Genomic DNA, 24,270 nt, shown 5'->3' with positions numbered 1-24,270 from the left:
TGCGGCATCAACCCATCCGCAATCGCCGCCTCAAGATAGGCAGGCTCACACCCGTCCAGACAAATCGCGATCGCACAGACCTGCGGCACGGGGTAGCGGCGCTCATTCACCGTCACGGGGGAAGATATCGACATCGTGTTTCCTTTGACTTTATGCTGCAAGTTTCTTGCGTTCTTCGAGGGCCTCGGCGGGCGGTGCAGCAGAGCGCACGCCCATCTCGGCCAATGTGTCGCGCGCGGCGTCCACCGCCTGGCGCATCACATGTTCGTCCATATGGCCGATACACCCGATGCGAAAGCTGTCCACGACTGTAAGCTTGCCGGGGTAGATGATGAAGCCACGGGCCTTCATCGCGTCGTAGAACGCGGAGAAATCAAAGGCCGGATCGGCGGGGCAGAAGAACGTCACGATGATCGGGCTGAGCCAGCGATCATCGAGCAGCGTCTCGAAGCCCAGATCGCGCATGCCCGCAACCATGACATCGCGGTTCTTGGCATAGCGCGCACCACGCCCGGCCACGCCACCCTCGGCAGCATGCTCTGCCAGCGCGGTCATGAAAGCCGCGACCACATGGGTCGGGGGCGTAAACCGCCATTGGCCAGTCTTTTCCATCGCCGCCCATTGCGCATGGACATCGAGTGACAGCGAGTGGCTGTTGCCCTTGGCGGCCTCCAGCTCATCCTTGGCAGCGATGACAAAGCCGAAGCCCGGCACACCCTCGATGCATTTGTTGGCCGACGACACCATCGCGGCGTATTTGACGCGCTGCACTTCCAGCGGGATCGCACCGAAGGCGGACATGCTGTCGATCAGCACCTTGCGCCCGGCGGCATGGGTCGCATCTGCGATCTCCTCGACCGGGTTGAGGATACCGGAACTGGTTTCGCAATGGATGATCAGCACATGGGTGATCGCCGGATCGGCTTCCAGGATCTCGGCCACTTCGGCGCCACGCGGCGGCAGGTAGTCGCCCTTGTCGAGCAGGTGATAGTCACGTCCCAGGCAGGCCATCGTCTGCGCGGCACGCAGCCCGTAGGCCCCGTTCGCCAGTACCAGCACCTTGCCATCCCGAGGGACAAAGGACCCGAGCATCGCCTCGACGCAATAGGTGCCAGACCCCTGAAGGGGCACGCAATCATAGGCATCCGCCCCCGGCCCGATCAGATCGAGCAACCCGGCCCGCAGCGATCGGGTCATCGCGCGAAAATCGTCGTCCCAGCTGCCCCAGTCGCGCAGCATCGCCTGTTTCACCGTGTAGGAGGTGGTCAACGGACCGGGCGTAAGCAGATAAGGTTCACCGAGTTCGGGAGGGCGAATGGCGGCTTGTTCAGTTGTCACGGGCTTTACTCCTCGGAACGACAATCTGCGATCTGTCTAGGCCCTGATGACCCATATGAAAAATTGTTAATTGCAATATGTTCAGAAGCGTAGCTTATATGTGGCGACCGACGCATAGATATGAGGATGAACCGCCGCATGCGCTACAGCCAGATCCGCGCCTTTCACTACGTCGCAACCTGCGGTGGTTTTTCGCGCGCCGCCGAGACATTGGGCCTGACCCAACCGGCCATTTCCGAGCAGGTCCGCAAACTGGAAAGCGACCATGATATCCTGCTGTTCAACCGCAACCGCAAACAGGTAACCCTGACGCCCGTGGGCGAAGAACTACTGATCTGTACCAGAAGGTTATTCGAAGTCGAGGACCAGATCACCGAAGTGCTGTCGGAAAATCGCGCGGCACTGGATGGCAAGCTGCGGATCATCGCGGACAGCGCCTTTCACCTCACGGACCGGTTGAAGGCCTATCGCAAGCGGCATCCCAAAGTGTTCATCTCCGTGCGGACCGGCAATACGACCGAGATCGTCGAGGCCTTGCGCAGCTACGATGCCGAGATCGGTGTCGTCGGCAGCCTGAACCCCGGCCCCGATATGGAGGTTCGCAGCCTGGGGGCCTCGCCGATCATCGCCTTTGCGGCAAAGACCCTGATACCGGACATGCCGCAGGCGATGTCGCTTGCGCAGTTGGCGACATACCCGCTCATTTTTCGCGAGGCCGGCTCCAGGACCCGGCAGAAGCTGGAAAAGGCGGCGGCAGCGCGGAACATAGAACTGGTCCCCGCAATCGAGGTCGAAGGCCGCGAGGCGGTACAGGAAGTGGTGGCTGCGGGCGCCGGCGTCGGCTTTGTTTCAGAGGCAGAATTCGGCTATGATGCGAGGCTGGCCCGGATCACGATATCGGACGCGGATATGGCGATGAGCGAATCGCTGGTCTGTCTACGGCAGCGCAGCAACGTGCGCACGATCCGCCGCTTCATGGACATCATCGCCGAAGGCACAGCGCAGCCGGGCACGGAGAAACCTTCGGCAGCGCCGGTTGGTTAAAGCGTTTCGCATTTAATCCGAGATACAGACCAGATGCGAAACGCCTACAACATTGAAAGGGCGTGGACCAAATCAGGCGTCCTGCCCGACCTCCTGCCGCTGATCCCCCAACCCGGCGATCCCCAGTTCCATCACATCCCCGGCCCTGAGAAATACCGGCTGAGGTTTCATGCCCAGCCCCACGCCGGGCGGTGTGCCGGTCGAAATCACATCACCGGGATGCAGTGTGAACAACTGGCTGAGATGTTCGATGATCTCGGCCACCGTGAAAATCATCGTCGCGGTCGTACCGGTCTGCATCCGCTTGCCGTTCACATCCAGATACATGTCCAGCGCCTGCGGGTCGGGCACCTCGTCGCGCGTCACCAGCCAGGGACCCGTCGGGCCGAAGGTGTCACAGCTCTTGCCCTTGGTCCATTGCCCGGTCAGGCCACTCTGAAAATGCCGCTCTGACACGTCGTTCACCACGCAATACCCCGCGACATGATCCAGCGCCTGCGCCCGATCCACGTATTTGCAGGTTCGCCCGATGACCACGCCCAGTTCCACCTCCCAATCGGTACGGGTCGAACCGCGCGGCAGCATCACCGTGTCATTGGGGCCGACGATTGCCGAGTTCGCCTTCATGAACAGGATGGGGTGCTCGGGGATCGCGGACCCGGTTTCGGCGGCATGGTCCGAATAGTTGAGGCCAATGCAGCAGAATTTCCCGATATCCCCGACACAGGCACCAAGCCGCGGATTGCCTGCGACGCGGGGCAGGTCATCAGGGTTCAAGGCGCGCAACCGTGCCAGGCCGTCATCCGACAGCACGTCCCCTGCGATATCGTCGATCACGCCCGACAGATCGCGCAGATCGCCATTTGCATCCAGCATTCCCGGCTTCTCGGCGCCAGCCTCTCCAAATCTCAGCAGTTTCATCTCGTGTCCCTTCCGCTATTGTCCCCGGCCGCCGCAGCCGCCATTCATCCATCCCAGCGTGGCGTCTGTATCGCCTCCGGGGTTGTACTCTGCACCGATGGGCCGGGTCCATCCGAGCCGCTCGAGAACTGCCCAGATATGCGGATAATTCAGCTCGCCATGATCAGGCGGTCCACGATCCGGCACGCTGGCTATCTGGATATGCCCGATCAGGGGCAGCAGCGCCTCCAGCCGGTGGATGACATCACCCTCGACCCGTTGCACATGGTAGCAGTCGAACATCAGTTTCAGGTTGGGCGCGCCGACCTCTTCGATGATCGCGGCCGCCTGCGCGGTGGTGGTCAGGAAATATCCCGGTGCATCATGGGGGTTGAGCGGCTCGATCAGGATCATCCGCCCTTGGGCAGCCGCGCAGGCATGCCGCAGCGTCTCGACAAAGGCCGCATGCGCCGCGGCCCCGGTAGCGTTTCCCGCCATGACATGCACGGCCTCCGCGCCGATGGCAGCACTGTAACTCAGCGCTTCGTCCACCGCCGCGATGGCCTCTGCCTGCCGGCCCGGCAGCGCCGAGAGCCCGTTTTCGCCGGGCCTGCCCCGCCGGGTATTCAGGCCCAGCATCGGCAGACCGGTCTCGGCCAGTGCGGCGCGCATGTCCTCGACGGCCACATCATAGGGCCAGTGACATTCGACCGCTGCGAACCCGGCCGCCCCGGCGGCCCGAATGGCGTCGGGCAACGCGCGGTCAGTCCAGAGAAAACCCAGATTTGCGGAAAAGCGCAGCATCAGGACCCGTTCGGGGCTGTCGCACCGGCACGCTTCGGCTCACGCCCCGCAACGCCACACCAGAACCGAAAGGTTTCAGCCGCCATGTTCCGTCTCCTGTACAGCCGTCTGCGCGATACGTCCGGCGCAGCCACATTGCCCGGCCTGTGGCGAAATAGAGAGAACCCACCGTATCTTGGCAAGCCTCAATTGCTGATCTGCCTACGCGTCTCCCCCTACCCGCGCCGGTTATGGACCGCTCGCCACCGCTCTGGTCAAGGACGGCTACAGCAACGCCCGCTCTGCCGACGGCCATCGCTTCAGCAAGACGCTGGAGCAGAGCCCACTTCATCTGCCATTTTTTCGCGTTTTCTCCGGGTCGCTTTCGGTGCAGAACACCTATGGGACGGGCACGTTGCCGTCCTCGCTGACTGAGAAAGGGCAATCCCATGGCAAACCATCTTTATGACAGTCTCTTTGGCATTCATGCGGGCAAGGAGACACCCTTCCTGCATCTGCCGGACGGCGAGGTGATTACGCATGGGGCATTTCTGCAGACAGCCGCGCGTCTTGCCGGTGCGCTGACCGCCTTGGGCCTGAAGCCGGGTGACCGCGTCGCGGTACAGGTGCAAAAATCACCGCAGGCACTGGCGCTCTGCGTCGCCTGCGCACAGGCGGGGCTGGTATTCCTGCCGCTGAACACTGGCTACACGGTCGATGAGCTGTCCTATTTCATCGAAAACAGCGGCGCGTCCCTCGTCGTCTGCGACGCATCCGCGCAAGCAGGCCTCGCCCCTGTGGCGACACAACTTGGGGCCGCGCTGGAGACGCTGAACGCAGATGGCAGCGGCACCCTGACCGAGCGCGCGGAGAGCTTCCCCCCTGCCTTCGATACTGTACCGCGCGCGCCCGATGATCTTGCCGCCTTCCTCTACACCTCCGGCACCACGGGGCGGTCCAAGGGCGCGATGCTGACTCATGACAATCTGGTATCGAATGCCAAGACTTTGGCCGATCTCTGGCAGTTCACCAAAGATGACGTGTTGATACACGCGCTGCCGATCTTTCATCTGCATGGCCTTTTCGTCGCGACCAACGTTGCGTTGGCGACAGGGTGCAGCATGATCTTCCATCCCCGCTTCGATCTGGATCAAGTGATCGCGGCCCTGCCCAGCGCCACCGCGATGATGGGGGTGCCGACCTTCTACACTCGGCTGCTGGGCGACGCGCGCTTTACCCGTGAATTGGTCGCCGGCATGCGGCTCTTCATCTCCGGCTCCGCCCCACTTCTGGCCGAAACCCATGCCCAGTTCGAGGCCCGCACCGGCCATCGCATCCTGGAACGCTACGGCATGACCGAAACCAGCATGAACACCTCCAACCCCTACGAGGGCGAGCGGCGCGCGGGCACGGTGGGCTTTCCGTTGCCGGGGGTCGAATTGAAGATCACCGACCCAGATACCGGCGCGACCTTGCCCACCGACACGGTCGGGCAGATCGAGGTGCGCGGCCCCAATGTGTTCAAGGGCTATTGGCAGATGCCGGAAAAGACCGCCGCGGAACTGCGCGATGACGGCTTTTTTATAACCGGTGATCTGGGCCGGGTCGACGCGGATGGCTACGTGCATATCGTCGGGCGGTCCAAGGACCTGATCATCTCGGGCGGCTACAACATCTATCCAAAGGAAATCGAACTGGTGCTCGATGACGCGCCCGGCGTGCTGGAAAGCGCGGTGATCGGCGTGCCCCATCCCGACTTTGGAGAGACGGTGCTGGGCGTCCTTGTCCCCGCACCGGGGCAGACACCCGATCTTGACGCCATCATGGCCCTCGTCAGCAACAGCCTCGCGCGGTTCAAGCATCCGCGAAAGCTGGTCCTGTTGGACGAGCTGCCACGCAACACCATGGGCAAGGTGCAAAAAAACCTGCTACGCGACCGGTACCAAGGCATGTTCGCGAAGCCCTGACCGCTGCGCCGCCTGCCCTTGCGCCGGTGGACGTAGTTTGTCAGGCTTGCCGCTGCCCGGCGAAACCCTGAGGGCCCAATGACAGAAACCACCCCGCGCGCGCAGTCACCGATGCGCTGCGTGCTGATCCCGCGCTTCAACATGCTGGCCCTCACCAGCATGCTGGAGCCGTTGCGCCTTGCAAATACGCTGTCGCCGTCGCCGCTCTACCGCAGAAGCTTTCATTCGGTCGATGGCGACTACATCACCTCGATGGACGGTTTCGGTATTGCCTGCGCACCAGTGCCCGAGCGGTTGAACCGTTCCGAGACGGTGCTGCTCTTCGGGGGGCCGGGCAGCGTGCATTACCGCAACCCGCGCCTGTTTTCATGGCTGCGCCTGCAGGCCCGGCTGGGCGCGCGCATCTGTGCCGTCGATCTTGCCCCGCATATCGTCGCGCGCGCGGGCCTGCTGAACGGGCAGAAGGCGACGCTGCACTGGACGGCATTGCCGGGATTCCAGGAACAGTTTCCCGATGTCACAGCGGTTGAGCAACTCTTCGTGGCGGACGGCCCGGTGCTGACGGCGGCGGGCGGCACGGCGGGGATTGACCTGATGCTGCATGTTGTCGGCCAGATGCATGGGGCCGCTCTGTCTGGTGAGATATCGGACCGGATGACCCACCACCCGATCCGGCCTGCAACCGCGCAACAACGCGTCACACTGGGCCGCAGTGACGCCCGTCTGCCGCAATCGGTGCGCGCTGCCGTCGACCTGATCGAGGCCCATGTCGCCGACCCGGTAAGCGTGCCGGAAATCGCCGCGCGGATAGGCCTGTCACACCGCCAGCTGCTCCGCGAATTTTCCGCCGCGATGGGGTGCAGCGTCGTGCAGTTCGGTCTGCTGCTCAGGCTGCAACATGCCCGTGTCCTGCTGATGTCGACCGGGCTGGGGGTGCGCGAGGTCGCCACTGCGACAGGGTTCAATTCACTGTCACATTTCGCCCATGCGTTCAGAAAATGCTTTGGCAGGCCGGCCAGCGCCTTTCGCTCCGCACAGCCAGACATCGAACCCGAGCCGCACTGGCCCGGCGCATTGCATGCGTTTCTCGACACGCACGAAGTGCGCCGCCGGATCAATCAGCAGATGGCCGGCGCGCAAGGGGGGTGAAACGCGTCACCGCAGTGCCGGCATCACCTCGTCACAGAACAGCTTGAGCGAACGCTTCTGCTCTGCATGCCCAAGGCCCAGCGACGCATAATAGATGAATTCGTTTATCCCCAGATCGCGGTATCCCTGAAGTTTCCTGATCGCCGTCTCGGGCGAGCCGAACATCAGGTTTTCCTCCAGCATCGCCGGATCGTACTGCTCGCGTCCTGCCAATTGATCGAGCGGGATCGAGGCAGGAAAGCCGTTCTTCACGTCACCGGCATTGCGGAAGAGGTTCTCGAACTGGCTCAGCACGGTGCGAATGGCGCGCAGCGCCGCATCGCGATCCGCATCATTGTCGTAGATCGCGGCATGCCGCATCAGCGCAAAGCGCGGGGTCCAGCCGTTATCGGCTTTGGCGATCGCGTCGTCGAGTTGTTGCTTGTAAAGTTCGGCTTCGGAAAATGGGCGGGTCAATGGCCAGCAATTGATGTTGCATTTGTTCTGCACCGCATAGTCATAGGTGATCGGCGAGCGCGCCGCGACCCAGACGGGCATATCGCTCTGGAGCGGTTTCGGCACCGAGGTCGATGTGGGGAACTGCCAGAACTCGCCGTCATGTGCATAGTCGCCCTGCCAGAGCGCGCGGACCGCAGGCAGCATTTCCTGCATGTAGCGGTAGGCTTCGGACTGTTTCAGCCCCGGGCGCATACGGTCAAACTCACGCTGATAGGCGCCCGAGCCGATGCCAAACTCCAGCCGCCCGCCGCTGATCAGGTCCAGCAGCGCGGCCTCTCCGGCCAGGTTGATCGGGTGCCAATAGGCGGCGGTGGCAACAGCCGTGCCCAGCCGGATCTTGCTGGTTTCACCGGCCCACCAGGTCAGGATCTGGAACGGGTTCGGCGCGATGGTCATCTCCAGCGCATGGTGCTCGGCGGCCCATACGATCTCAAAGCCGCCCTCTTCGGCCATCTGCACCATTTCGATGGTGTGGCGCGCCACATCCTTCATGTCGAGGCTGTCGTCGATCCGCTCGAGATTGATCGCGAGTTGAAATTTCATCTGTCGTTACCTTCTGCTGCTTGTGTCACCGCGCGTGTCACGGTTTCGGGGCCAACATGATCGTTCACCGCATCACGAACGGGTTTGCGATGGGTTCATCCGATGTGTTCATCCACACGGTCTTGGGGCGCGTATAGTCATACATCGCCTGAAACCCGCTCTCGCGGCCGTAACCGGACCCCTTGATGCCGCCGAATTCGGCGATGGGCGACACGGCGCGGTAGGTATTCACCCAGACGATCCCGGCCCGCACGGCGGCTGACATGCGCAGGCTGCGCGCGCTGTCGCGGGTAAAAATGCCTGCGGCCAGCCCATGCTCGGTATCGTTGGCCAGCGCCAGCACCTCCTCTTCGGTGCGGAACCGCTGGACACACAGGACCGGGCCGAACAGCTCGGTGTCGACAATCCGCATGTCCTGTCGCGGACAGTCGATAATCGTCGGCAGGAAATACAGCCCGGCCATACCCTCGGGTTGTGCGCCGCCCACCAGAACCGTGCCACCCTCCTCTACCGCGTGCGCGACCTCGGACTTGATATGATCCAGCTGCCCTTGCGTGCAGAGCGGCCCCATCTGGGTTTCCTCCGCCAGCGGATCACCGATGACAATCTGGCGCGCCAGTTTAGTCATCCGCTCCAGAAACTCGTCTGCGATATCCTCATGCAGATAGAGCCGTGACCCCGCCACGCAGCTTTGGCCCGTCGCGCCGAAAATACCCGCGATCGAGGCGTTGACCGCGCTTTCGATATTGGCGTCATCAAAGACGATGAAGGGGGATTTTCCGCCCAGTTCCAGACTGACTTCGGCAAAGTTCTGTTTCGAATTCTCCAGCACATGCCGCGCGGCCCCCGGCCCGCCGGTGAACGAAATGCGCGCCACCAAAGGATGCGACGTCAGCACCCGACCGCAGGGATCACCATGTCCAGTGACGATGTTCACCACGCCGGGCGGAATCCCCGCTTCTTCGATCAATCTACCAAATTCCAGCATGGCGGCGCTGGCATGTTCGGACGCCTTGAGCACGATGGTGTTTCCCGCCGCCAACGCCGGCCCCATTTTGACCGCCACAAGAAACAGCTGACTGTTCCAAGGCACCACGGCCGCCACGACGCCCAGCGGTTCGCGCCGGGTGAAAACGAACATGTCGGGCTTGTCGATGGGCAGGGTTTCCCCCGCGATCTTGTCAGCGCAGCCTGCATAGAAGTGAAAAAATTCAGCAATGTATTTGGCCTGCCAGCGGGTCTCTTTCAGCATCTTGCCACTGTCGACGGATTCGGTGCGCCCCAGTTCCTCGGACTTGTCGGCCAGCAGATCAGCCAACTTGCGCAGACATTTGCCACGCTCAGTCGGCGTCATCCTGGCCCATGGCCCTGTCAGAAAGGCGCGGTGCGCGGCGCGCACGGCGCGGTCAACGTCATCGGCGGTCGCCTCGGGAATACGTGCCCAGACATCGCCGGTGGCGGGATTGATGCTGTCGAATTGCCCCCCGTCCGAGGCCGGGCACCACGCCCCGTCAATCAGCATCTGGTAACTTGTGATATTTGCCATCTGGCCGCCCCTCTTCTGCACATCTGATTCCCATACTGACGCCTCATCATTTGGAGGGTTGCGATTTTTGGACAATTCTTGGCGGTTAAAGACAACCGCACCCACCGCGAGTGCGACACGTTAGAAAAACGGACACTACGAAGCGTGCGGCAAACAGACGGCCAGCGCGCAGACACCAGAGCGGAGGCCCCGATGGCGCATACAGCAGATGGCACATGTTTCGATCGTTCCGGCCCGAAAGGCGCACCGGCGGTGGTGCTGATCCACGGGCTCGGCCTGTGCAGGCAGGTCTGGCAATGGCAGCAGCCCGCCCTGGCTGAACGTTATGACGTCATCACCTATGACCTCGCGGGCCACGGTGACAGCGCGCCCCCCGCAACGGAACCGTCGCTGACTCTCTTCTCGGACCAACTGGCGGGCGTTATGGACGCTTGCGACATCAAGCGTGCGGCGATTGTCGGGTTTTCCTTGGGCGGCATGATCGCCCGGCGCTTTGCCCAGGATCACCCGGACAGAGCAGCGGCGCTGGTGATCCTGCACTCACCGCATCAGCGCACCAAGGAGGCACAAGCGGCCATCCTGGCCCGCGTCGAACAGGCCCGTCTTCACGGGCCCGCAGCCACGGTGGAGGCGGCGCTGGAACGTTGGTTCACCGAAAGGTTTCGCCGCGACAACCCAGACATGATGGATCTGGTGCGCCGTTGGGTGCAAGCCAATGACATCGCCATCTATCATCGCAATTATCGCGTGCTCGCCGATGGTATCGACGAAATCACCGCGCCACAGCCGCCGATCAGCGCCCCCACGCTGGTGGTCACGGGCGAGGAGGATCATGGCAACGGCCCCGAAATGACGCAGGCCATCGCGGCCGAGATCGCAGGTGCCGAAACCCACATCCTTCGCGGGCTGCGCCACATGGCACTGGCAGAGGACCCCGCCCAAATGAACCGGCTGCTGCTCGGCTTTCTGGAGCGTCACATGAACGGGGCAGCGGCATGAGCGGCGGCATCCTCGACGGTATCCGCGTCCTTGATCTGTGCAGCGGCGCCTCTGGGCGCTGCGGCGCAATGCTGCTGGCCGATCAGGGGGCCGAGGTGATCCGTATCCACCCCATGCCCGGCGCCACAGTCGCAGCCGGGAGCCCGACGCTGGACCGCAACAAGAAGAGCGTCACGCTCGATCTGTCCACGCCGGACGGCATGGACGGGATTCGCACGTTGCTGCGCAGTGCCGATGCCTTTGTCAGCGATCTGCCCCCCGGCAGGTTGCAGGCTCTGCAGTTGGACGATGACACGCTGGCGGCTCTCAATCCACGGCTTGTCCATGCTCATCTTCCCGCAACGGATGACGACATGCCGGACTCTGGCCCGATGCTTGCCTTCGGGGTGATGGCGGCGTTGCGCGAGGCCGAGGCCACCGGCAAGGGGCAGCGCGTCGATATCACGGCACCGTCATCGCCCGAGACGCCTGGCGCGCTGGCATTCTCTGCCCATGCCGCGCGCGCACCGCAGGCCCCGCCCCCTCCGGGGCACGACACCGATACCTACCTGTCGGAAATGCCCGCATTACCGATGACGGACACCGAAAAGCGCGCTTTGCGCGATGCGATGGGCACATTCGCCACCGGCGTCACCATCGTGACCACATTGCAGGCGGACGGCACGCCGCGCGGCTTCACGGCGAATTCGTTCACATCGGTATCGCTCGATCCGCCGCTGCTGCTGGTATGCATCGCCAAGACGGCCCATAGCTGCGAAACCTTCTGCGCGGCACCGCATTTCGCGGTCAACGTGCTGAGCGAAGACCAAAAGGCGGTCTCGAACCTCTTTGCGTCGCGCGATCCCGACAAGTTCGACAAGTGCGACTGGCGCGGCGGGGCCGCCGGAATGCCGGTGATCGATGGCGCGCTGGCCGGGATCGTCTGCACCCGTGAACGGCTGATAGATGCCGGTGACCACGTGATCCTGCTGGGCCGGGTGATCGACTTTGCCGCGCGCAGGGCCGCCCCGCTGGGCTATTTCAAGGGCAATTATTTCACCTTCGGCCTAGAAGAAGAACTGGTCTCGGCTGCGTCGCAGGCCGGTCCGGTCAAGATCGGTGCGCTACTGGCACGCGGGCGACAATTGCTGCTCAGCGTCAGCGCTGACGGCGTGATCGGTGTGCCCTCGGCAGATACGCCGCGCCAAAGCCTGCCCGCGCTCAAGAAACATCTGGAAAAGCTGCGGATCAAGGCGCGGCTCGATTTCCTCTATGCGGTCTATCAGGACAGCAGCAGCGGGCATCACGGCATCTACTATCACGGCACCGCCGAGGGCTATACGCCACCGGGGCACAAGTTTTTCGATCTCGACGAAATCCCGCTCTCGAAACTGCCCAGCGCGGCCGAACGCAGCATGCTGACCCGCTACTGCGAAGAATTCCGCCATGGCAGCTTTGGCATCTATCTGGGCGACGAGACCACCGGCACCGTCAGGCACTATGCAGCGCCCGATGACGTCTGACATTTCAACCATGATCCAAGAGGTAATTCATGTTTCCTGAACTGCGCAAAATCGTGACTTTCGACGAGGACATCCACCGCGAAGGGGAACGTGCCGCCGACCCTGTGCTGCGAATGATCGGCGTGGCCGCCGTGCTGCGCAATCCGTGGCACGGGCTGGGCTATGTCGAGGATCTGGCCCCCGAGATCAAGCGCCTGGCACCACCACTAGGCAAGGTCCTGACCGACCGACTGATCGCGCTGGCCGGATCAGGTGACGCCATTGAGGCCTACGGCAAAGCCTGCATTGCAGGCACCGATTGCGAGTTGGAACATGCCTCGGCGTTGATCCACACGCTGCAATTCGGCAATTTTTACCGCGAGGCCGTGGGTGCCAAGAGCTATCTGGGCTTCACCAACACGCGCGGCCCTGCAAACACCCAAATACAGGTGCCGCTGATGGACAAGCACGACACCGGGCGGCGATCGCATTACCTGACGGTGCAGTTCTCGATCTACGATGCGCCCGCACATGACGAAGTGGTCGTGGCGCTGGGGGCGGCGACCGGTGGACGTCCGCATCACAGGATCGGTGACCGGTATTCCGATCTAGCTGCATTGGGCCGCGATGTGCAGAACCCGGCAGGCGTTGACTGAACCTTGCCGCCAGACCCTCGGCCCCGAGGCGCAAGCGCGCCTCGGGTGTGCCTTGGCTCAAAGCTAGTATGATACGGGCCCGACAATCGGCCCGTGGCGCCCTTCGCACGCCGCCTCACGCCGCTTCGTAATCTGAGAACCCGTTATGCACTGCCTCCGGCTTGTTGCCGAAGGGATCACGCAGATAGGCGGCATAGACATCCGGTATCGAATAATTAGCCCGCACTCCCGGCGCGCCCTCACCCGAGCCCGCTAGTCCTGCGCGCCCAGGATGCGAGTGAGGTTCGAAAACCGGGCGATCAGGCTGAACACCGTGATATTGATCAGCAGGAAAACCACCGCGATAGAAGCGATAACCGGCGAATAGCCATAGCGCAGCGCGTTGAAAATCTTGACCGGCAGCGTCTCGACCGTAAAGCCGACGGTCATCAGCGCGATGATATATTCATTGAGGCTGAGCACGAAGCAGAAGGCAAACCCGGCAAAGGCGAAAGGCGCCGCGATGGGCAGGATCACGGTGCGAAAGACCACCGCATTGCTGGCGCCCATGGTCTGGCTTGCCTCGATCAGGGATTTATCGACACTCTCCAACCCCAGCGAGATCGTGACCAGCGGCAACGCCAGCAGAAAGATCGCGTGCGCGATGATCACGTTGATCATCAGCCCGTGAAAGCCGGTGCTGGTGAACAGCAGCAAGAACCCCAACGCCATGATCACCGGCGGCAGGATAAAGGGCGCGATCCCCAGCCCGAAAAGCGCCCGCGCATAGCGCAGACCGTAGCGCCATGCAGTATAGGCCACCGGCAGCGCGATCAGCACCGACAGCGTGGCGGCGGCCAACGCGATTACCAGCGAATTCATCAGCGCGGCAAACCAGTCATTCGCGACAAAAATCTCGGCATACCAGCGAAAGGAAAACCCGCGCGGCGGGAAGGCAAGGAACCGCTTTTCGTTGAACGACACGGCAGTGATCACGATGATCGGGCCGATCAGGTATATCGCGAAGATTGCCAGGTAGAGGCGGCGCAGGATGTTCATGACTTGCCTCCAAAGAATTTCGTGACCCCGTAGATGACACTGGCACTGATAACCAGCAGCACAACCGCGAGCGCCGAGGCAAACGGCATGTTGAAATTGAAGATCGCCTGATCGGTGATCAGCACCGACAATGTCCAGTGTTCGGGCTTGCCCAACACCTGCGGCACGATGATCGCACCAAGTGTCAGGACGAATATCGTCACCCCGCCAGAGATGATCGCAGGCCGCGTGACCGGCACGACCACCGTGAAAAACGTGCGCAGTGGTGACGCGCCCAGCGTGCGTGCGGCCTCGGTCAGGCTGCGGTCCAACCGGCTGAGCGCCGGGTAGAGCAGCAGCACCGAAAACGGCACCGCCAGGTAGACCAGCGCCGCCAGCACCGCCCCTGCGGACGGCGCCATGGAAAAGCTCTTTTCCGCCAGCCCGACCCAGACCAGGATATTGGCGATACCGCCCGTGCGCGACAGCAGAATCTGCCAACTGAAGGCAATCAGCACTTCCGACAGCGACAGCTGCGCCAGAATATAGATCAGCCAGACGGTCTGCGAGCGGGGCCCGAACTGTGTCAGCATATAGGTGAACGGAAAGGCGATCAGCAGGCTCAGCAGCGCGATCAGCGCGCACAGCCCGGCCGAGAACAGTGCCCGCTCGATATAGAACCAGCTCGCGAACCGGTCGAAATGCTCCAGGCTGAAGCCAAGCTGGTAGTCCCCGTCAGCGGTGGGGACCGAAACGCTGGTCAGCAGGATCAGAACGAACGGCACCATGAAGAAGATGCCGATCATCACGGATGACGGGATCAGGCCTATGGACCGGGTCAAGCGGGTGCCCTCTTGCATGCCCCCGCCCCCTCAGGCCGCCAGAACGGTACAGGCGCCCGCAGGCATCTCCACCGTCACCGCATCGCCGATCCGCACATCCGGCCAGTCCTTGGGTGTGAGCACCGAAATCACTTCGTGCCCGTCGCAATCCACCAGGATTTCGATTGTCGCACCGATATCACGGACAAAGCTGACCTTGCCGGTGACGGCATTGGCCGGGGCGCTTGCGCCAATGGGACGCACAAAGACCTCTTCAGGCCGCGTCATCAGCAGCACATCGGTACCGGCGGGCTGTCCCACGGCACCGTGCTCGACGCGTAATTCCGCACTACCCACACGCACTGCGTTTTCGCCCGACATCTTGGCGGGCAACAGATTGCTGGTGCCGATGAAACCGGCGACGAACTTGTCCACCGGCTTCTTGTAGATCTCCATCGGCGATCCGGTCTGCAGTACCCGCGCACGGCCCATGACCACGATCTCGTCGGCCATGGTCATCGCCTCGGTCTGATCGTGGGTGACAACGACGGTGGTGATGCCCAGCTCCTGCTGCAACTTGCGCAGCTCGATCTGCATCGCCTCGCGCAGGTTTGCATCCAGCGCCGACATCGGTTCGTCCAACAGGAATATCTGCGGGTTGAGGGCCAGAGCCCGGGCAATGGCAACGCGCTGTCGCTGCCCGCCGGATAGCTGCGAAATGCGCCGGTCCGCCACCCCCGGCAGGTGCATCATGTCCAGGAGTTCTTTCGCGCGATCCTCGCGTTCCGACCGCGAATGGCCGCGGATGCGCATGGCATAGGTGATATTCTCGCCCACGCTGAGATGCGGGAACAACGCGAAAGACTGGAACACCATGCCGATATCACGTTGGTGCACCGGGACGCGGGTCAGGTCCTTTCCCTCGAAAGAGATGCTGCCCTGCGTCGGCTCTTCCAGCCCCGCGATCATCCGCAAGAGCGTGGTCTTGCCGCAGCCCGACGGGCCGAGAAAACAGATCATCTCGCCGGTTTTGAAATGCAGGTTCACATCCTCGACGGCGGTGACATTGCCGAATTTCTTGGTGACGCCTTCGATGATGAGACCAGACATGGCACGCGTTCTCCTGGGCTTCGTGTGGCAAAGAGGCCCGCCCATTGCCGGGCGGGCCTGTGGATAGGGATAGGGTCCGGCCCTACCCTGCGATCATCTTGTTCCAGGTATCCGAAATCCAGGCGGCATGTTCCTGATAGATGTCATAACGCGGGATGATCGGCTCCAGCGGGCTGGCGACGGCCGCCAGTTCGGCCTCGCTGAGGTCCATCAGATCGGTGTTGATCACCGGCGCCGTGCCGACATTGCGCGACAGCAGCGCCTGGGTTTCGGGCGTCGACATGAAATTGATGAATTCATGCACTTCATCCACCGCGTTGGCATATTCGGGCACGATCCAGTAGCCACTGTCCAGAATGCCGCCCTCCTTGGGGAAGGTCGAGACCACCGGGAAGCCCTCGGCAGCGGCAAGGCCCGCCACGTCGTGATAGTACTGGCCCATCGGGATCTCGCCATCCTGCAACTGTTGCTGGAACGATCCCTCGTCCTTGTACCACAGGCGCACGTTGGGCACGACTTCGCTCAGCTTGTCGAAGACTTTCTGGATGCCTTCCTTGGTGTCCAGAATGTCGGTGCCGCCAAAGAAGGTGGTGGCCGTCACTTCGAGCAGGAACGAGTTCGTCGCCAGCCCCAGAAGCCCGATCTTCCCTTCATACTGGCTATCCCACAGTGCCGCCCAGCTCTCGGGTGCGACGGGGATCTCGTCAGAGTTGGTGCACAGCGTGATGTACCACGACACGCCGCCCACACCGTAAAGCCCACCATCTTCGTAGCGATCCTGGAACCGGTCGGGCATGTTCTTGAGGTTCGGAAGCTTCGATTCATCCAGCGTCTGGAACAACTTTTGCCGCGCGCCGTTGTTGCGCGGAATGCCCGCCATCAGCGAGACATCCGCCGGCGCGGTCTTGGCGCGGGCGGCGTTCTTGATCTGGACCAGCCATGTTTCGCCCGTAGGCACGGCGACGGAATTGACTTCGATGCCCGTGGCCTTGGTGAACTCGGGAAAGATGAACTCCTTGAAGCTCGATTCAAAGAAGCCACCATAGGTGCCGACCTTGATCGGCTCTCCAGCGGCGCGCAGGATTGACGGCGCAGCAAGAGTGGCCACGCCAGTGGCGGCGGCTGTGCCCATGAAGCGACGGCGAGTGAATGTTGATTTCATCAGTTCTCTCCTTGTTGGTTTTTGGTCAGGCCCAGGTCTTGGGCAAAACGCAGAGCATCTCGTAGAGCAGGTTGGCCCCGAGCATAGCCGTGGCGCCCGTTGTATCATAGGGCGGCGAAACCTCGACCAGATCAGCGCCGACCAGGTTCAGCCCCTTGCAGCCGCGCACGATCTCCAACGCCTGGATGGTGGTCAGCCCACCGATTTCCATGGTGCCGGTTCCGGGCGCGATCGACGGATCGAGGCTGTCGATATCATAGGTCAGGTATACCGGCGCATCGCCGATCTTGTCGCGGATATCGGCCATCAGCGGGGTCATGGACTTGTGCCAGCATTCTTCGGCCGGGATCACGGTAAAGCCCTGATCGCGCCCCCAGTCGAAATCATCCGGTGCATAGCCAGTGCCGCGCAGGCCGATCTGGAACACCTTGTCGTTCTGCAAAAGCCCGTCATCGACGGCCCGGCGGAACGGTGTGCCGTGGGCGATCTTTTCGCCGAACATCTCGTCATTGGTATCCGCATGCGCGTCGATATGGATGAGCGCCACCGGCCCGTGCTTTTTCGCGATGCTGCGCAGCACCGGGTAGCTTAGCGTGTGATCGCCGCCCAGCGTCAACGGCACGGTGTCGTGTTGCAGGATCTGGTCATAGGCGGCGGTGATGATATCCACCGTCTTCTTGAGGTCGAACGTGTTGATCGCCACATCGCCGATATCGGCCACCTGCATCTTTGCAAAAGGTGCTGCGCCAGTGGCCATATTGAAGGGCCGCATCATGCCGCTCTCGGCCCGGATCGCTCGCGGGCCGTGCCGGGTGCCGGCGCGGTTCGATGTGCCGATATCCATCGGAATGCCAACGAAACAAGCATCCAAACCCTCTGCGGTTTTCTGCGAGGGCAGCCGCATCATCGTTGTCGTGCCACCGAAGCGAGGCATGTCATTGCCGCCCAGTGGCTGATTGAACCGGGCTGTGTTGGGATCATTTGGCATCTGGCCGCCTCCTGTGGTTCCGCTGTGGATGTGTCCCGCGCAACCTATGAACCTTCGCACCGTTCACATATACCATTCGCCAAAACCTTACATTTGCAGATGCCAATGTATTCTCAGACATAGCACTCCTGAAGCGTTTTCCAGAACAATCCGATCACTTTCGGCACCGCGCCGGAGCGGCGGATCAGCTGCATCTGGCAGCCAAAATTGTACTTCTCGAAGGCCATCCGACGCAGCCGCCCTTCCGCCTCAAAGGACGCTGCAAGATGTTCGGGCAGCAGCCCGATATAGGCACCGCTCAGAACCATCATCAGCTGTGATTCGATATGGCGCACGATCCTGTCCGCATCGGACAGGCCAAAGGACTTCTGCCTTTGCTGGCTCCAATAGCCGCGATGCACCCAGGGCGTGGCTTCGATTTCGGCGTCGGGGATATCGGCATCGGCGCGGGCAAAGAATGGATGCGTATCTGCGCAGTAGAGCGCATGCGGCTCGACATAGAGATCACTCACATGCAGCCCTGAAACCAAGTTGTCAAAGCTGCCAAAGCCGATGTGGCAACTGCCATCAAGCAGCCCTGACATGATGTCCTGCGGGTTCGAGATGGCCAGTTCGATCCGCACGGCCGGCGCCTTCTGGGTGAACTGGCGGATCGCCTCGGGCAGCTTGCAGTCGTGATCGGTGGTGATCGCGTCTACCATGGCAATCTTGAGCTGGCCGACCAGATTGCCCCGGAGTTCCGCCAGATGCGCCGAATGGGTGTTGAGCGAGTCCAGCATCGCCACCCCGATCTCATGCACCATCCGCCCCTTTTCGGTCAGCAGGAAACCGCGTCGTCCGCGCTGGCACAGCTTGACGCCCAGCCGTTCCTCCAAAGCGGTGATATGGTTCGAGATCGTCGGCTGGCTCAGGCCCAGTTCGACCTGCGCCGCGGAGAACCCGTTATTGCGCACGACACTGTCGAAAACGCTCAGTAAATGGATGTCAGAACCGGTTACTTTCATGCTTCCATTGAAAGCGGCAAATGTATCGAATTGCAATGGCGTATATGCGCGCGCTGGCAGGTCGCCTATCGTCCCTGCAACCGGCGGGCGCATGGCCTGTCCGCGTATTGTATGAGGACACCCAGATGACAGCCGCTCCGCCCGCCTCGATGATCGCCGCGCTTTGCGACGGCCCCGGCGCACCCCTTGAGCTACGCGAGGTGGAAACACCCAAACCCGGCCGCGGCGAGGTGCTGGTAAAGCTGGAAAGCTGCGGCGTTTGCCATTCGGACCTGCATCTGCGCGACGGGCAAGAGAACCTGCCGGAGGAGTACTACCCTGTGATTTTCGGTCACGAGGGCATCGGTCGCGTCGTGCAGATCGGCCCGGACACGCCCGGCGCTCCGGCCATCGGCACCCGCGTCGGCCTGCCGTGGCTCTATGAAACCTGCCTTGCGTGCAAGCCTTGCCGCAGCGGGTGGGAGACATATTGCGAGAGCCAGACTGCGCGTGGCGTGCAGAAAAACGGCGCTTTCGCAGAATACGCCCTATCGCCTGCGGCGTTCACCATCCCCATTCCCGACGGCATCGACCCGGTCAAGGGCGGCCCGCTCTTGTGTGCGGGTCTCACGGCCTGGTCGGCGCTGGCGCGCGCCGAGGTCAAGCCCGGCAGCAACGTCCTGATCATCGGCGCGGGAGGGTTGGGGCAATATGCGGTGATGATCGCACGCGCACGCGGCGCGCAGGTCTTCGTGATCGACATGGACCCTGCCAAGCTGAATACGGCAAAGGCGCTTGGCGCGGATCACATCATCCCCGCAGGCCCTGACGCGGGTGCGGCGGTCAAGGCCGCAGGCGGTGCGGATGTCACCGTCAATTTCGCGCCCAGCCCGGCGGTCTGGTCCACCATCCGCGACGCCGTCAACCCGATGAGCGCGGTGGTCGCCGTCGCCATGGTGCACGAGCCCGTGGACCTGTCGATGATGTGGCTGATCGATGGCGGCCACCGTGTCTTTGGCTCGTCCGTCGGCACGCGACAGGACATGATCGATTTCCTCGACTTCGCCGCCAAGCGGCCACTGCCCATCGACATCCAGACGCTGCCGCTGTCACAGGTCAACGATGCGCTTGACCGGCTGAAACGGGGCGAGGTGACCGGGCGGCTTTGCATCGACTTTTCGTTGTGACATCAGGTGTAGGCATAAAGGAGGCCCAAACATGAAACTCGCCGTTTTCCAGATGTCCGCACAGGGCGGCAATCACGCGGGGCGCACCGACCGGATCAAGGCCGCGATGCGCGAAGCCGCCAACCACGGTGCCAGCCTGCTGATCGCGCCCGAGCTTGCGCTGTCGGGCTATGGGCGCCGCGAGGGCTTTGCCGGGTTGGCAGAGCCTGCGGATGGCGCATGGGCCGCCGAACTGGGGCAGGCCTCGCGCGAGATCGGCATCAGCCTGATTGCCGGGTTTCCCGAAACATGGGGCGATACGCGCCATATCAGCGCGATGGTGATCGATGCGACCCGTGATGAGCCGCCGGTAATCTACCGCAAGGGATGTCTTTACGGCGACTACGAGAAAGCGCATTTCCAGAGCCCCGGCCCCTCGACCGTCATTGCCGAACTGGATGGTCTGCGGGTCGGCGTGCTGATCTGCTACGATATCGAATTTCCCGAAAACGCCCGCCGCCTCGCCCGTGCCGGTGCGGAGCTGATCGCAGTGCCGACCGCCCTGCCCCTCGGTGCCCCCGGTACCTTCATCGCCGAGCATGTGATCCGCACACGTGCCTATGAGAACCAGGTTTTCGTGGCCTACGCCAACCATGCGGACAGCGACGAGGCGTTTACCTTTCAGGGATGTTCGTCGATCGCCGCCCCCGATGGCGCCGTGCTCGCCGCGGCACCGCAGACGGGTGACGCGCTGCTCTACGCGGAAATCGAGCCAGAGAGCTACGAGGCCAGCCGCAAGGAGAACCCGTATATCGACGACGCGGTGGAGGTGGGACTGCTGAGATAAAGCAAGGCCCCCTGCTGCGCAATTCTGGCAGCCGTTCTCTTGCCAGCGATTTACTGCGCCGCGCCAAAACGCGCAGAACGCGGATGATCTGCCATGCCTGAAGGGTCATCATCGGCTTGCAATCGGAACAAGGCGGTTGTTCAAAAGTTCTGAACCGATACATCCGGGACGAGGCTTTTGCCACAGGGTCGTCTTAATCGCGCCGAAATCCACTTCAGAACGGATTTTGGATCAGGACGGACGCCATGAACAGAAAGTGCAGAACGATGGATTCGATCGCCACTACCGCTGCAGCAGCCTTCGAGAGCCAAAGCGCAGGCGTTGCCGCGCGTCGGCAAGAGTTTGGCCTTACGGAACGCCGCGCGGCACTTGCCCGTCTTGCGGCAGCGATCCGGCATAATGAGGCGCCCCTTGTCACCGCTCTGGCCGCGGATTTCGGCAAACCCGAGGCCGAGGTCATTCTGACCGAACTCTTGCCCGTGATGCAGGAAATCCGCCATGCGTCGCGCCACCTTCGGCGCTGGATGCGTCCGCGCCGTGTGGCCCCGACACTCGCCACGCTCGGCACCTCTGCACGCATCCGGCCCGAGCCACGCGGCGTCTGCCTGATCATCGCACCGTGGAACTACCCGTTCAGCCTTGCACTCGGGCCTCTGGTCTCGGCACTTGCGGCTGGTAACAGCGCGATCATCAAACCGTCCGAGATGACACCGGCCACATCCGCGCTGATTGCGAAACTCGTTCAAGAGACCTTTCCACCAAGCCTCGTGACAGTCATCGAAGGCGGCGTGGACGCATCACAAGCCCTGCTGGAATTGCCCTTCGATCATATCTTCTTTACCGGCAGCCCTGCCGTGGGCAAGGTCGTGATGGCGGCGGCGTCACGCACGCTGGCATCCGTCACGCTGGAGCTGGGCGGCAAATCGCCCACGATCATCGGGCCTGACGCAGATCTGGAAAATGCGGCCAAATGGATCGTGTTTGGCAAATTCGCCAATGCCGGCCAAACCTGTATCGCCCCGGACCACGTTTTCGTCCATCGCGCGGTCAAGGACGGTTTCCTTGCCGTCCTGCGCAACCGGATCGCGAAGGCTTACGGCACCGCTGGCACCAGCCCGCACCTAGCCCGGATCGTAAATGACCGGCACGCGCAGCGGCTCTCGGACCTGCTGCAGGACGCAGTCGGCAAGGGCGCACAAGTGACTATGGATAGCCCCTCGCAGGGGCGTGACCTGGGGCCGACCCTGATCGAGGCGCTGACCCCCGAAATGGACATCAGCAGCGAAGAGATTTTCGGCCCGATCCTGCCGATCATTGCCTATGACAACATCGATGAAGTCATCGACCAGATCAACGCGCGGCCCAAACCGCTCGCACTCTATGTCTTTGCCAAGGCGCGGCCACAGATCGACCGGATCATCGCCGCCACAAGCTCGGGCAGTGTCGGGGTGAATTTGACGGTGGCCCAGTTCACCCATACCGGCCTGCCATTTGGCGGCGTCAACACATCGGGAATCGGGGCCGCACACGGGGAGTACGGCTTTCGCGCTTTCAGTCACGAGCGCGCGGTCCTGACAAACCACTTCTCGGCGCTGCCGCTGGTCTTTCCGCCCTACACGGCTCGGGTAAAGCGGCTGATCGGCCTGATCAAACGTTTCTTGGGATAACTCATATTCGACGATTTCATCGTCGGCGCAGATTCGTGGGCTATGTTCTTGCCGATTGCCTGTGAGGAAATCCCACTCTGAGCGAGGCTGACCGTGGCTCCGGCGCCTGCGCAGGGCATCGGGTTGGGCCCATCTGGCGTCGCGCCGCGCGTCCCGAAGCAAGCGGCGATCATCCGGGCGCTACAACACGTCGCAACGATAAGCCAACTAATCGAAAGAATGGTGCACCTGATAGGATTCGAACCTATGGCCTCTGCCTTCGGAGGGCAGCGCTCTATCCAGCTGAGCTACAGGTGCCTGCGCCGCGATATAGACCGCCCCGGCCCGGCCCGCAACGTCAAATCAACACCGGCAGGCCGGAAGGCCCGCCTGCGCCCTCACCCCAGCAGATCGTGGCACAGTTCCAGCGCGTCGATCAGCGCATCGACCTCGGCTTCGGTGTTATAAAGCCCAAAGGATGCCCGGCAGGTCGCCGTCACGCCAAGATGCTCCATCAACGGCTGCGCACAATGATGACCGGCACGCACCGCGACGCCTTTCTTGTCGAGAATCGTGGAAATGTCATGCGCATGCCCCGCGCCATCAAGCGTGAAGCTGAAGATCGCGGCCTTGCCGGGCGCATGGCCCTGCACCTGCAACCAGTTCAGCCCACCCAACCGGGCCTGCGCGTAGTCGCGCAACCGCGCTTCATGTGCCGCCACGTTCGTCATGCCCAGCGACATCATGTATTCCAATGCCGTTCCCAACCCGGTGATCGGCACGATCGCGGGCGTTCCCGCTTCGAACTTCATCGGCGGGTCGTTGTAGCTGACCGTGTCCTTTGTCACTTCGCGGATCATGTCACCGCCGCCCATGAAGGGGCGCATCTCGGCCAGCCTGTCCTTGTGAACAAAGATGGCCCCGGACCCGGATGGCCCGTAGAGCTTGTGCCCGGTGATCGCGTAGAAATCACAGCCGATATCATCCACATTGACCGGCATGTGCACGGCCGCCTGACTGCCATCGACCAGCACCGGCACACCGCGTGCGCGGGCGGCGTCGCAGATCGCCTTAACATCCACCACCGTGCCCAGCACATTGCTGAGATGCGTGATCGCCACCAGCTTGGTCCTTGGCCCGATGGCATCAATCACCGCTTGCGGGTCAAGTGCGCCGGTGCTGTCCACGTCCACCCATTTCAGCACTGCGCCCTGGCGTTCGCGCAGGAAATGCCACGGCACGATATTGGCGTGATGTTCCATGACGCTGAGCACGATTTCGTCGCCCGGCTCGAACCGGGGCATCGCCCAGGAATAGGCGATCATGTTGATCCCTTCGGTGGTGCCCGAGTTCAGCACGATCTGGTTCTCGTCCGCGACCCCCAGGAACCGCGCGATGATGTCGCGGACACCCTCATATTTTTCGGTTGCGAGATTGCTGAGGTAATGCAGCCCGCGATGCACATTTGCATATTCGTTCGAATAGGCTTGGGTGATGGTGTCGATCACCACCTGCGGCTTTTGTGCAGACGCGCCATTATCAAGGTAAACCAGCGGCTTGCCGTTGACTTCTCGGGAAAGGATCGGGAAATCGGCTCTGACTTTGGCGATATCGAGCATCAGCTCA

General features: G+C 62.3%; 21 protein-coding genes and 1 tRNA gene. 9 read left to right on the top strand and 13 right to left on the bottom strand.

All coding sequences use genetic code 11. The annotated features are described in order from the left end of the window. Window positions 1-150 precede the first annotated feature (150 nt). Window positions 151-1,338 carry a 2-aminoethylphosphonate--pyruvate transaminase gene (locus tag O3306_RS12020; RefSeq protein ID WP_272007482.1) on the bottom strand — a complete coding sequence of 396 codons (1,188 nt, stop codon included), beginning with the start codon at window positions 1,336-1,338 and terminating at the stop codon, window positions 151-153. A gap of 138 nt (window positions 1,339-1,476) precedes the next feature. Between O3306_RS12020 and O3306_RS12015 the strand changes: the two genes are divergently transcribed. Then, the gene (locus O3306_RS12015) at window positions 1,477-2,382 is read left to right on the top strand and encodes a LysR substrate-binding domain-containing protein (RefSeq protein WP_272007479.1); all 906 of its coding nucleotides are present in this window, start codon (window positions 1,477-1,479) and stop codon (window positions 2,380-2,382) included. A gap of 72 nt (window positions 2,383-2,454) precedes the next feature. On the opposite strand, the gene O3306_RS12010 is transcribed toward O3306_RS12015, so the two are convergent. Then, on the bottom strand, window positions 2,455-3,303 hold the full coding sequence (locus tag O3306_RS12010; RefSeq protein WP_272007477.1) for a fumarylacetoacetate hydrolase family protein: 849 nt from the start codon (window positions 3,301-3,303) through the stop codon (window positions 2,455-2,457). Between the two features lie 15 nt (window positions 3,304-3,318). Beyond that, on the bottom strand, window positions 3,319-4,086 hold the full coding sequence (locus tag O3306_RS12005; RefSeq protein WP_272007473.1) for a hydroxypyruvate isomerase family protein: 768 nt from the start codon (window positions 4,084-4,086) through the stop codon (window positions 3,319-3,321). Between the two features lie 428 nt (window positions 4,087-4,514). On the opposite strand from O3306_RS12005, the gene O3306_RS12000 reads away from it, so the two are divergent. Together O3306_RS12000 and O3306_RS11995 are read left to right on the top strand one after the other, a co-directional pair. Continuing rightward, on the top strand, window positions 4,515-6,032 hold the full coding sequence (locus tag O3306_RS12000; protein ID WP_272007471.1) for a malonate--CoA ligase: 1,518 nt from the start codon (window positions 4,515-4,517) through the stop codon (window positions 6,030-6,032). A 78-nt stretch (window positions 6,033-6,110) separates the two neighbouring features. Continuing rightward, window positions 6,111-7,181 carry a GlxA family transcriptional regulator gene (locus O3306_RS11995; RefSeq protein WP_272007468.1) on the top strand — a complete coding sequence of 357 codons (1,071 nt, stop codon included), beginning with the start codon at window positions 6,111-6,113 and terminating at the stop codon, window positions 7,179-7,181. 6 nt (window positions 7,182-7,187) lie between these two features. Here O3306_RS11995 and O3306_RS11990 read toward each other — a convergent pair whose 3' ends face one another. Both O3306_RS11990 and O3306_RS11985 read right to left on the bottom strand, forming a co-directional pair. Next, complete coding sequence (locus O3306_RS11990; RefSeq protein WP_272007465.1) at window positions 7,188-8,222, bottom strand: LLM class flavin-dependent oxidoreductase; 1,035 nt, start codon at window positions 8,220-8,222, stop codon at window positions 7,188-7,190. A gap of 64 nt (window positions 8,223-8,286) precedes the next feature. Further along, window positions 8,287-9,768 carry an aldehyde dehydrogenase gene (locus O3306_RS11985; protein WP_272007463.1) on the bottom strand — a complete coding sequence of 494 codons (1,482 nt, stop codon included), beginning with the start codon at window positions 9,766-9,768 and terminating at the stop codon, window positions 8,287-8,289. A gap of 192 nt (window positions 9,769-9,960) precedes the next feature. Here O3306_RS11985 and O3306_RS11980 point away from each other — a divergent pair, with 192 nt between their 5' ends. Genes O3306_RS11980 through O3306_RS11970 form a run of 3 tightly spaced genes read left to right on the top strand, consistent with a single transcriptional unit; the run spans window position 9,961 to window position 12,904 of the window. Then, entirely contained in the window at window positions 9,961-10,767 is an 807-nt protein-coding gene (locus O3306_RS11980; RefSeq protein WP_272007460.1) for an alpha/beta fold hydrolase, read from the top strand. Continuing rightward, window positions 10,764-12,269, top strand: a complete 1,506-nt coding sequence (locus tag O3306_RS11975) for a flavin reductase (protein ID WP_272007458.1) — start codon at window positions 10,764-10,766, stop codon at window positions 12,267-12,269. Before O3306_RS11980 ends, O3306_RS11975 begins: the two co-directional genes overlap by 4 nt. Window positions 12,270-12,298: 29 nt before the next feature. Continuing rightward, the gene (locus tag O3306_RS11970) at window positions 12,299-12,904 is read left to right on the top strand and encodes an amino acid synthesis family protein (protein WP_272007455.1); all 606 of its coding nucleotides are present in this window, start codon (window positions 12,299-12,301) and stop codon (window positions 12,902-12,904) included. A 252-nt stretch (window positions 12,905-13,156) separates the two neighbouring features. Here O3306_RS11970 and O3306_RS11965 read toward each other — a convergent pair whose 3' ends face one another. The 6 genes from O3306_RS11965 to O3306_RS11940 form a co-directional block, all read right to left on the bottom strand. Further along, window positions 13,157-13,942 (bottom strand): ABC transporter permease, encoded by a 786-nt coding sequence (locus O3306_RS11965; protein ID WP_272007453.1) that lies wholly within the window; start codon window positions 13,940-13,942, stop codon window positions 13,157-13,159. Then, on the bottom strand, window positions 13,939-14,763 hold the full coding sequence (locus O3306_RS11960) for an ABC transporter permease (protein WP_272007451.1): 825 nt from the start codon (window positions 14,761-14,763) through the stop codon (window positions 13,939-13,941). Before O3306_RS11960 ends, O3306_RS11965 begins: the two co-directional genes overlap by 4 nt. Before the next feature lie 30 nt (window positions 14,764-14,793). Continuing rightward, a complete protein-coding gene (locus O3306_RS11955; protein ID WP_272007448.1) occupies window positions 14,794-15,852 on the bottom strand; it encodes an ABC transporter ATP-binding protein in 1,059 nt (352 codons plus the stop codon). Between the two features lie 82 nt (window positions 15,853-15,934). After that, window positions 15,935-17,014, bottom strand: a complete 1,080-nt coding sequence (locus tag O3306_RS11950) for an ABC transporter substrate-binding protein (protein ID WP_272007445.1) — start codon at window positions 17,012-17,014, stop codon at window positions 15,935-15,937. 25 nt (window positions 17,015-17,039) lie between these two features. Beyond that, complete coding sequence (speB, locus tag O3306_RS11945; RefSeq protein WP_272007442.1) at window positions 17,040-18,002, bottom strand: agmatinase; 963 nt, start codon at window positions 18,000-18,002, stop codon at window positions 17,040-17,042. A gap of 113 nt (window positions 18,003-18,115) precedes the next feature. Beyond that, window positions 18,116-19,006 (bottom strand): LysR family transcriptional regulator, encoded by an 891-nt coding sequence (locus tag O3306_RS11940; protein ID WP_272007440.1) that lies wholly within the window; start codon window positions 19,004-19,006, stop codon window positions 18,116-18,118. 125 nt (window positions 19,007-19,131) lie between these two features. Here O3306_RS11940 and O3306_RS11935 point away from each other — a divergent pair, with 125 nt between their 5' ends. The 3 genes from O3306_RS11935 to O3306_RS11925 all read left to right on the top strand — a co-directional run bounded on the left by O3306_RS11935 (window position 19,132) and on the right by O3306_RS11925 (window position 22,665). Continuing rightward, window positions 19,132-20,172, top strand: coding sequence for an alcohol dehydrogenase catalytic domain-containing protein (locus O3306_RS11935; RefSeq protein WP_272007437.1), 1,041 nt, complete (start codon window positions 19,132-19,134; stop codon window positions 20,170-20,172). A gap of 31 nt (window positions 20,173-20,203) precedes the next feature. After that, window positions 20,204-20,998 (top strand): carbon-nitrogen hydrolase family protein, encoded by a 795-nt coding sequence (locus tag O3306_RS11930; RefSeq protein ID WP_272007435.1) that lies wholly within the window; start codon window positions 20,204-20,206, stop codon window positions 20,996-20,998. A 266-nt stretch (window positions 20,999-21,264) separates the two neighbouring features. Next, window positions 21,265-22,665 carry an aldehyde dehydrogenase family protein gene (locus tag O3306_RS11925; RefSeq protein WP_272007432.1) on the top strand — a complete coding sequence of 467 codons (1,401 nt, stop codon included), beginning with the start codon at window positions 21,265-21,267 and terminating at the stop codon, window positions 22,663-22,665. 220 nt (window positions 22,666-22,885) lie between these two features. Here the strand turns inward: O3306_RS11925 and O3306_RS11920 are convergent. Further along, a tRNA-Arg gene (locus O3306_RS11920) sits at window positions 22,886-22,962 on the bottom strand. A gap of 80 nt (window positions 22,963-23,042) precedes the next feature. Then, window positions 23,043-24,263 (bottom strand): cysteine desulfurase, encoded by a 1,221-nt coding sequence (locus O3306_RS11915; protein ID WP_272007430.1) that lies wholly within the window; start codon window positions 24,261-24,263, stop codon window positions 23,043-23,045. Window positions 24,264-24,270 lie beyond the last annotated feature (7 nt).

It is taken from the genome of Roseovarius sp. ZX-A-9, assembly GCF_028369135.1.
Taxonomy (GTDB): Bacteria; Pseudomonadota; Alphaproteobacteria; order Rhodobacterales; family Rhodobacteraceae; genus Roseovarius.
The sequence above is the reverse complement of the archived record's forward strand: the minus strand, read 5'-3'. Positions and strand labels throughout refer to the sequence as shown.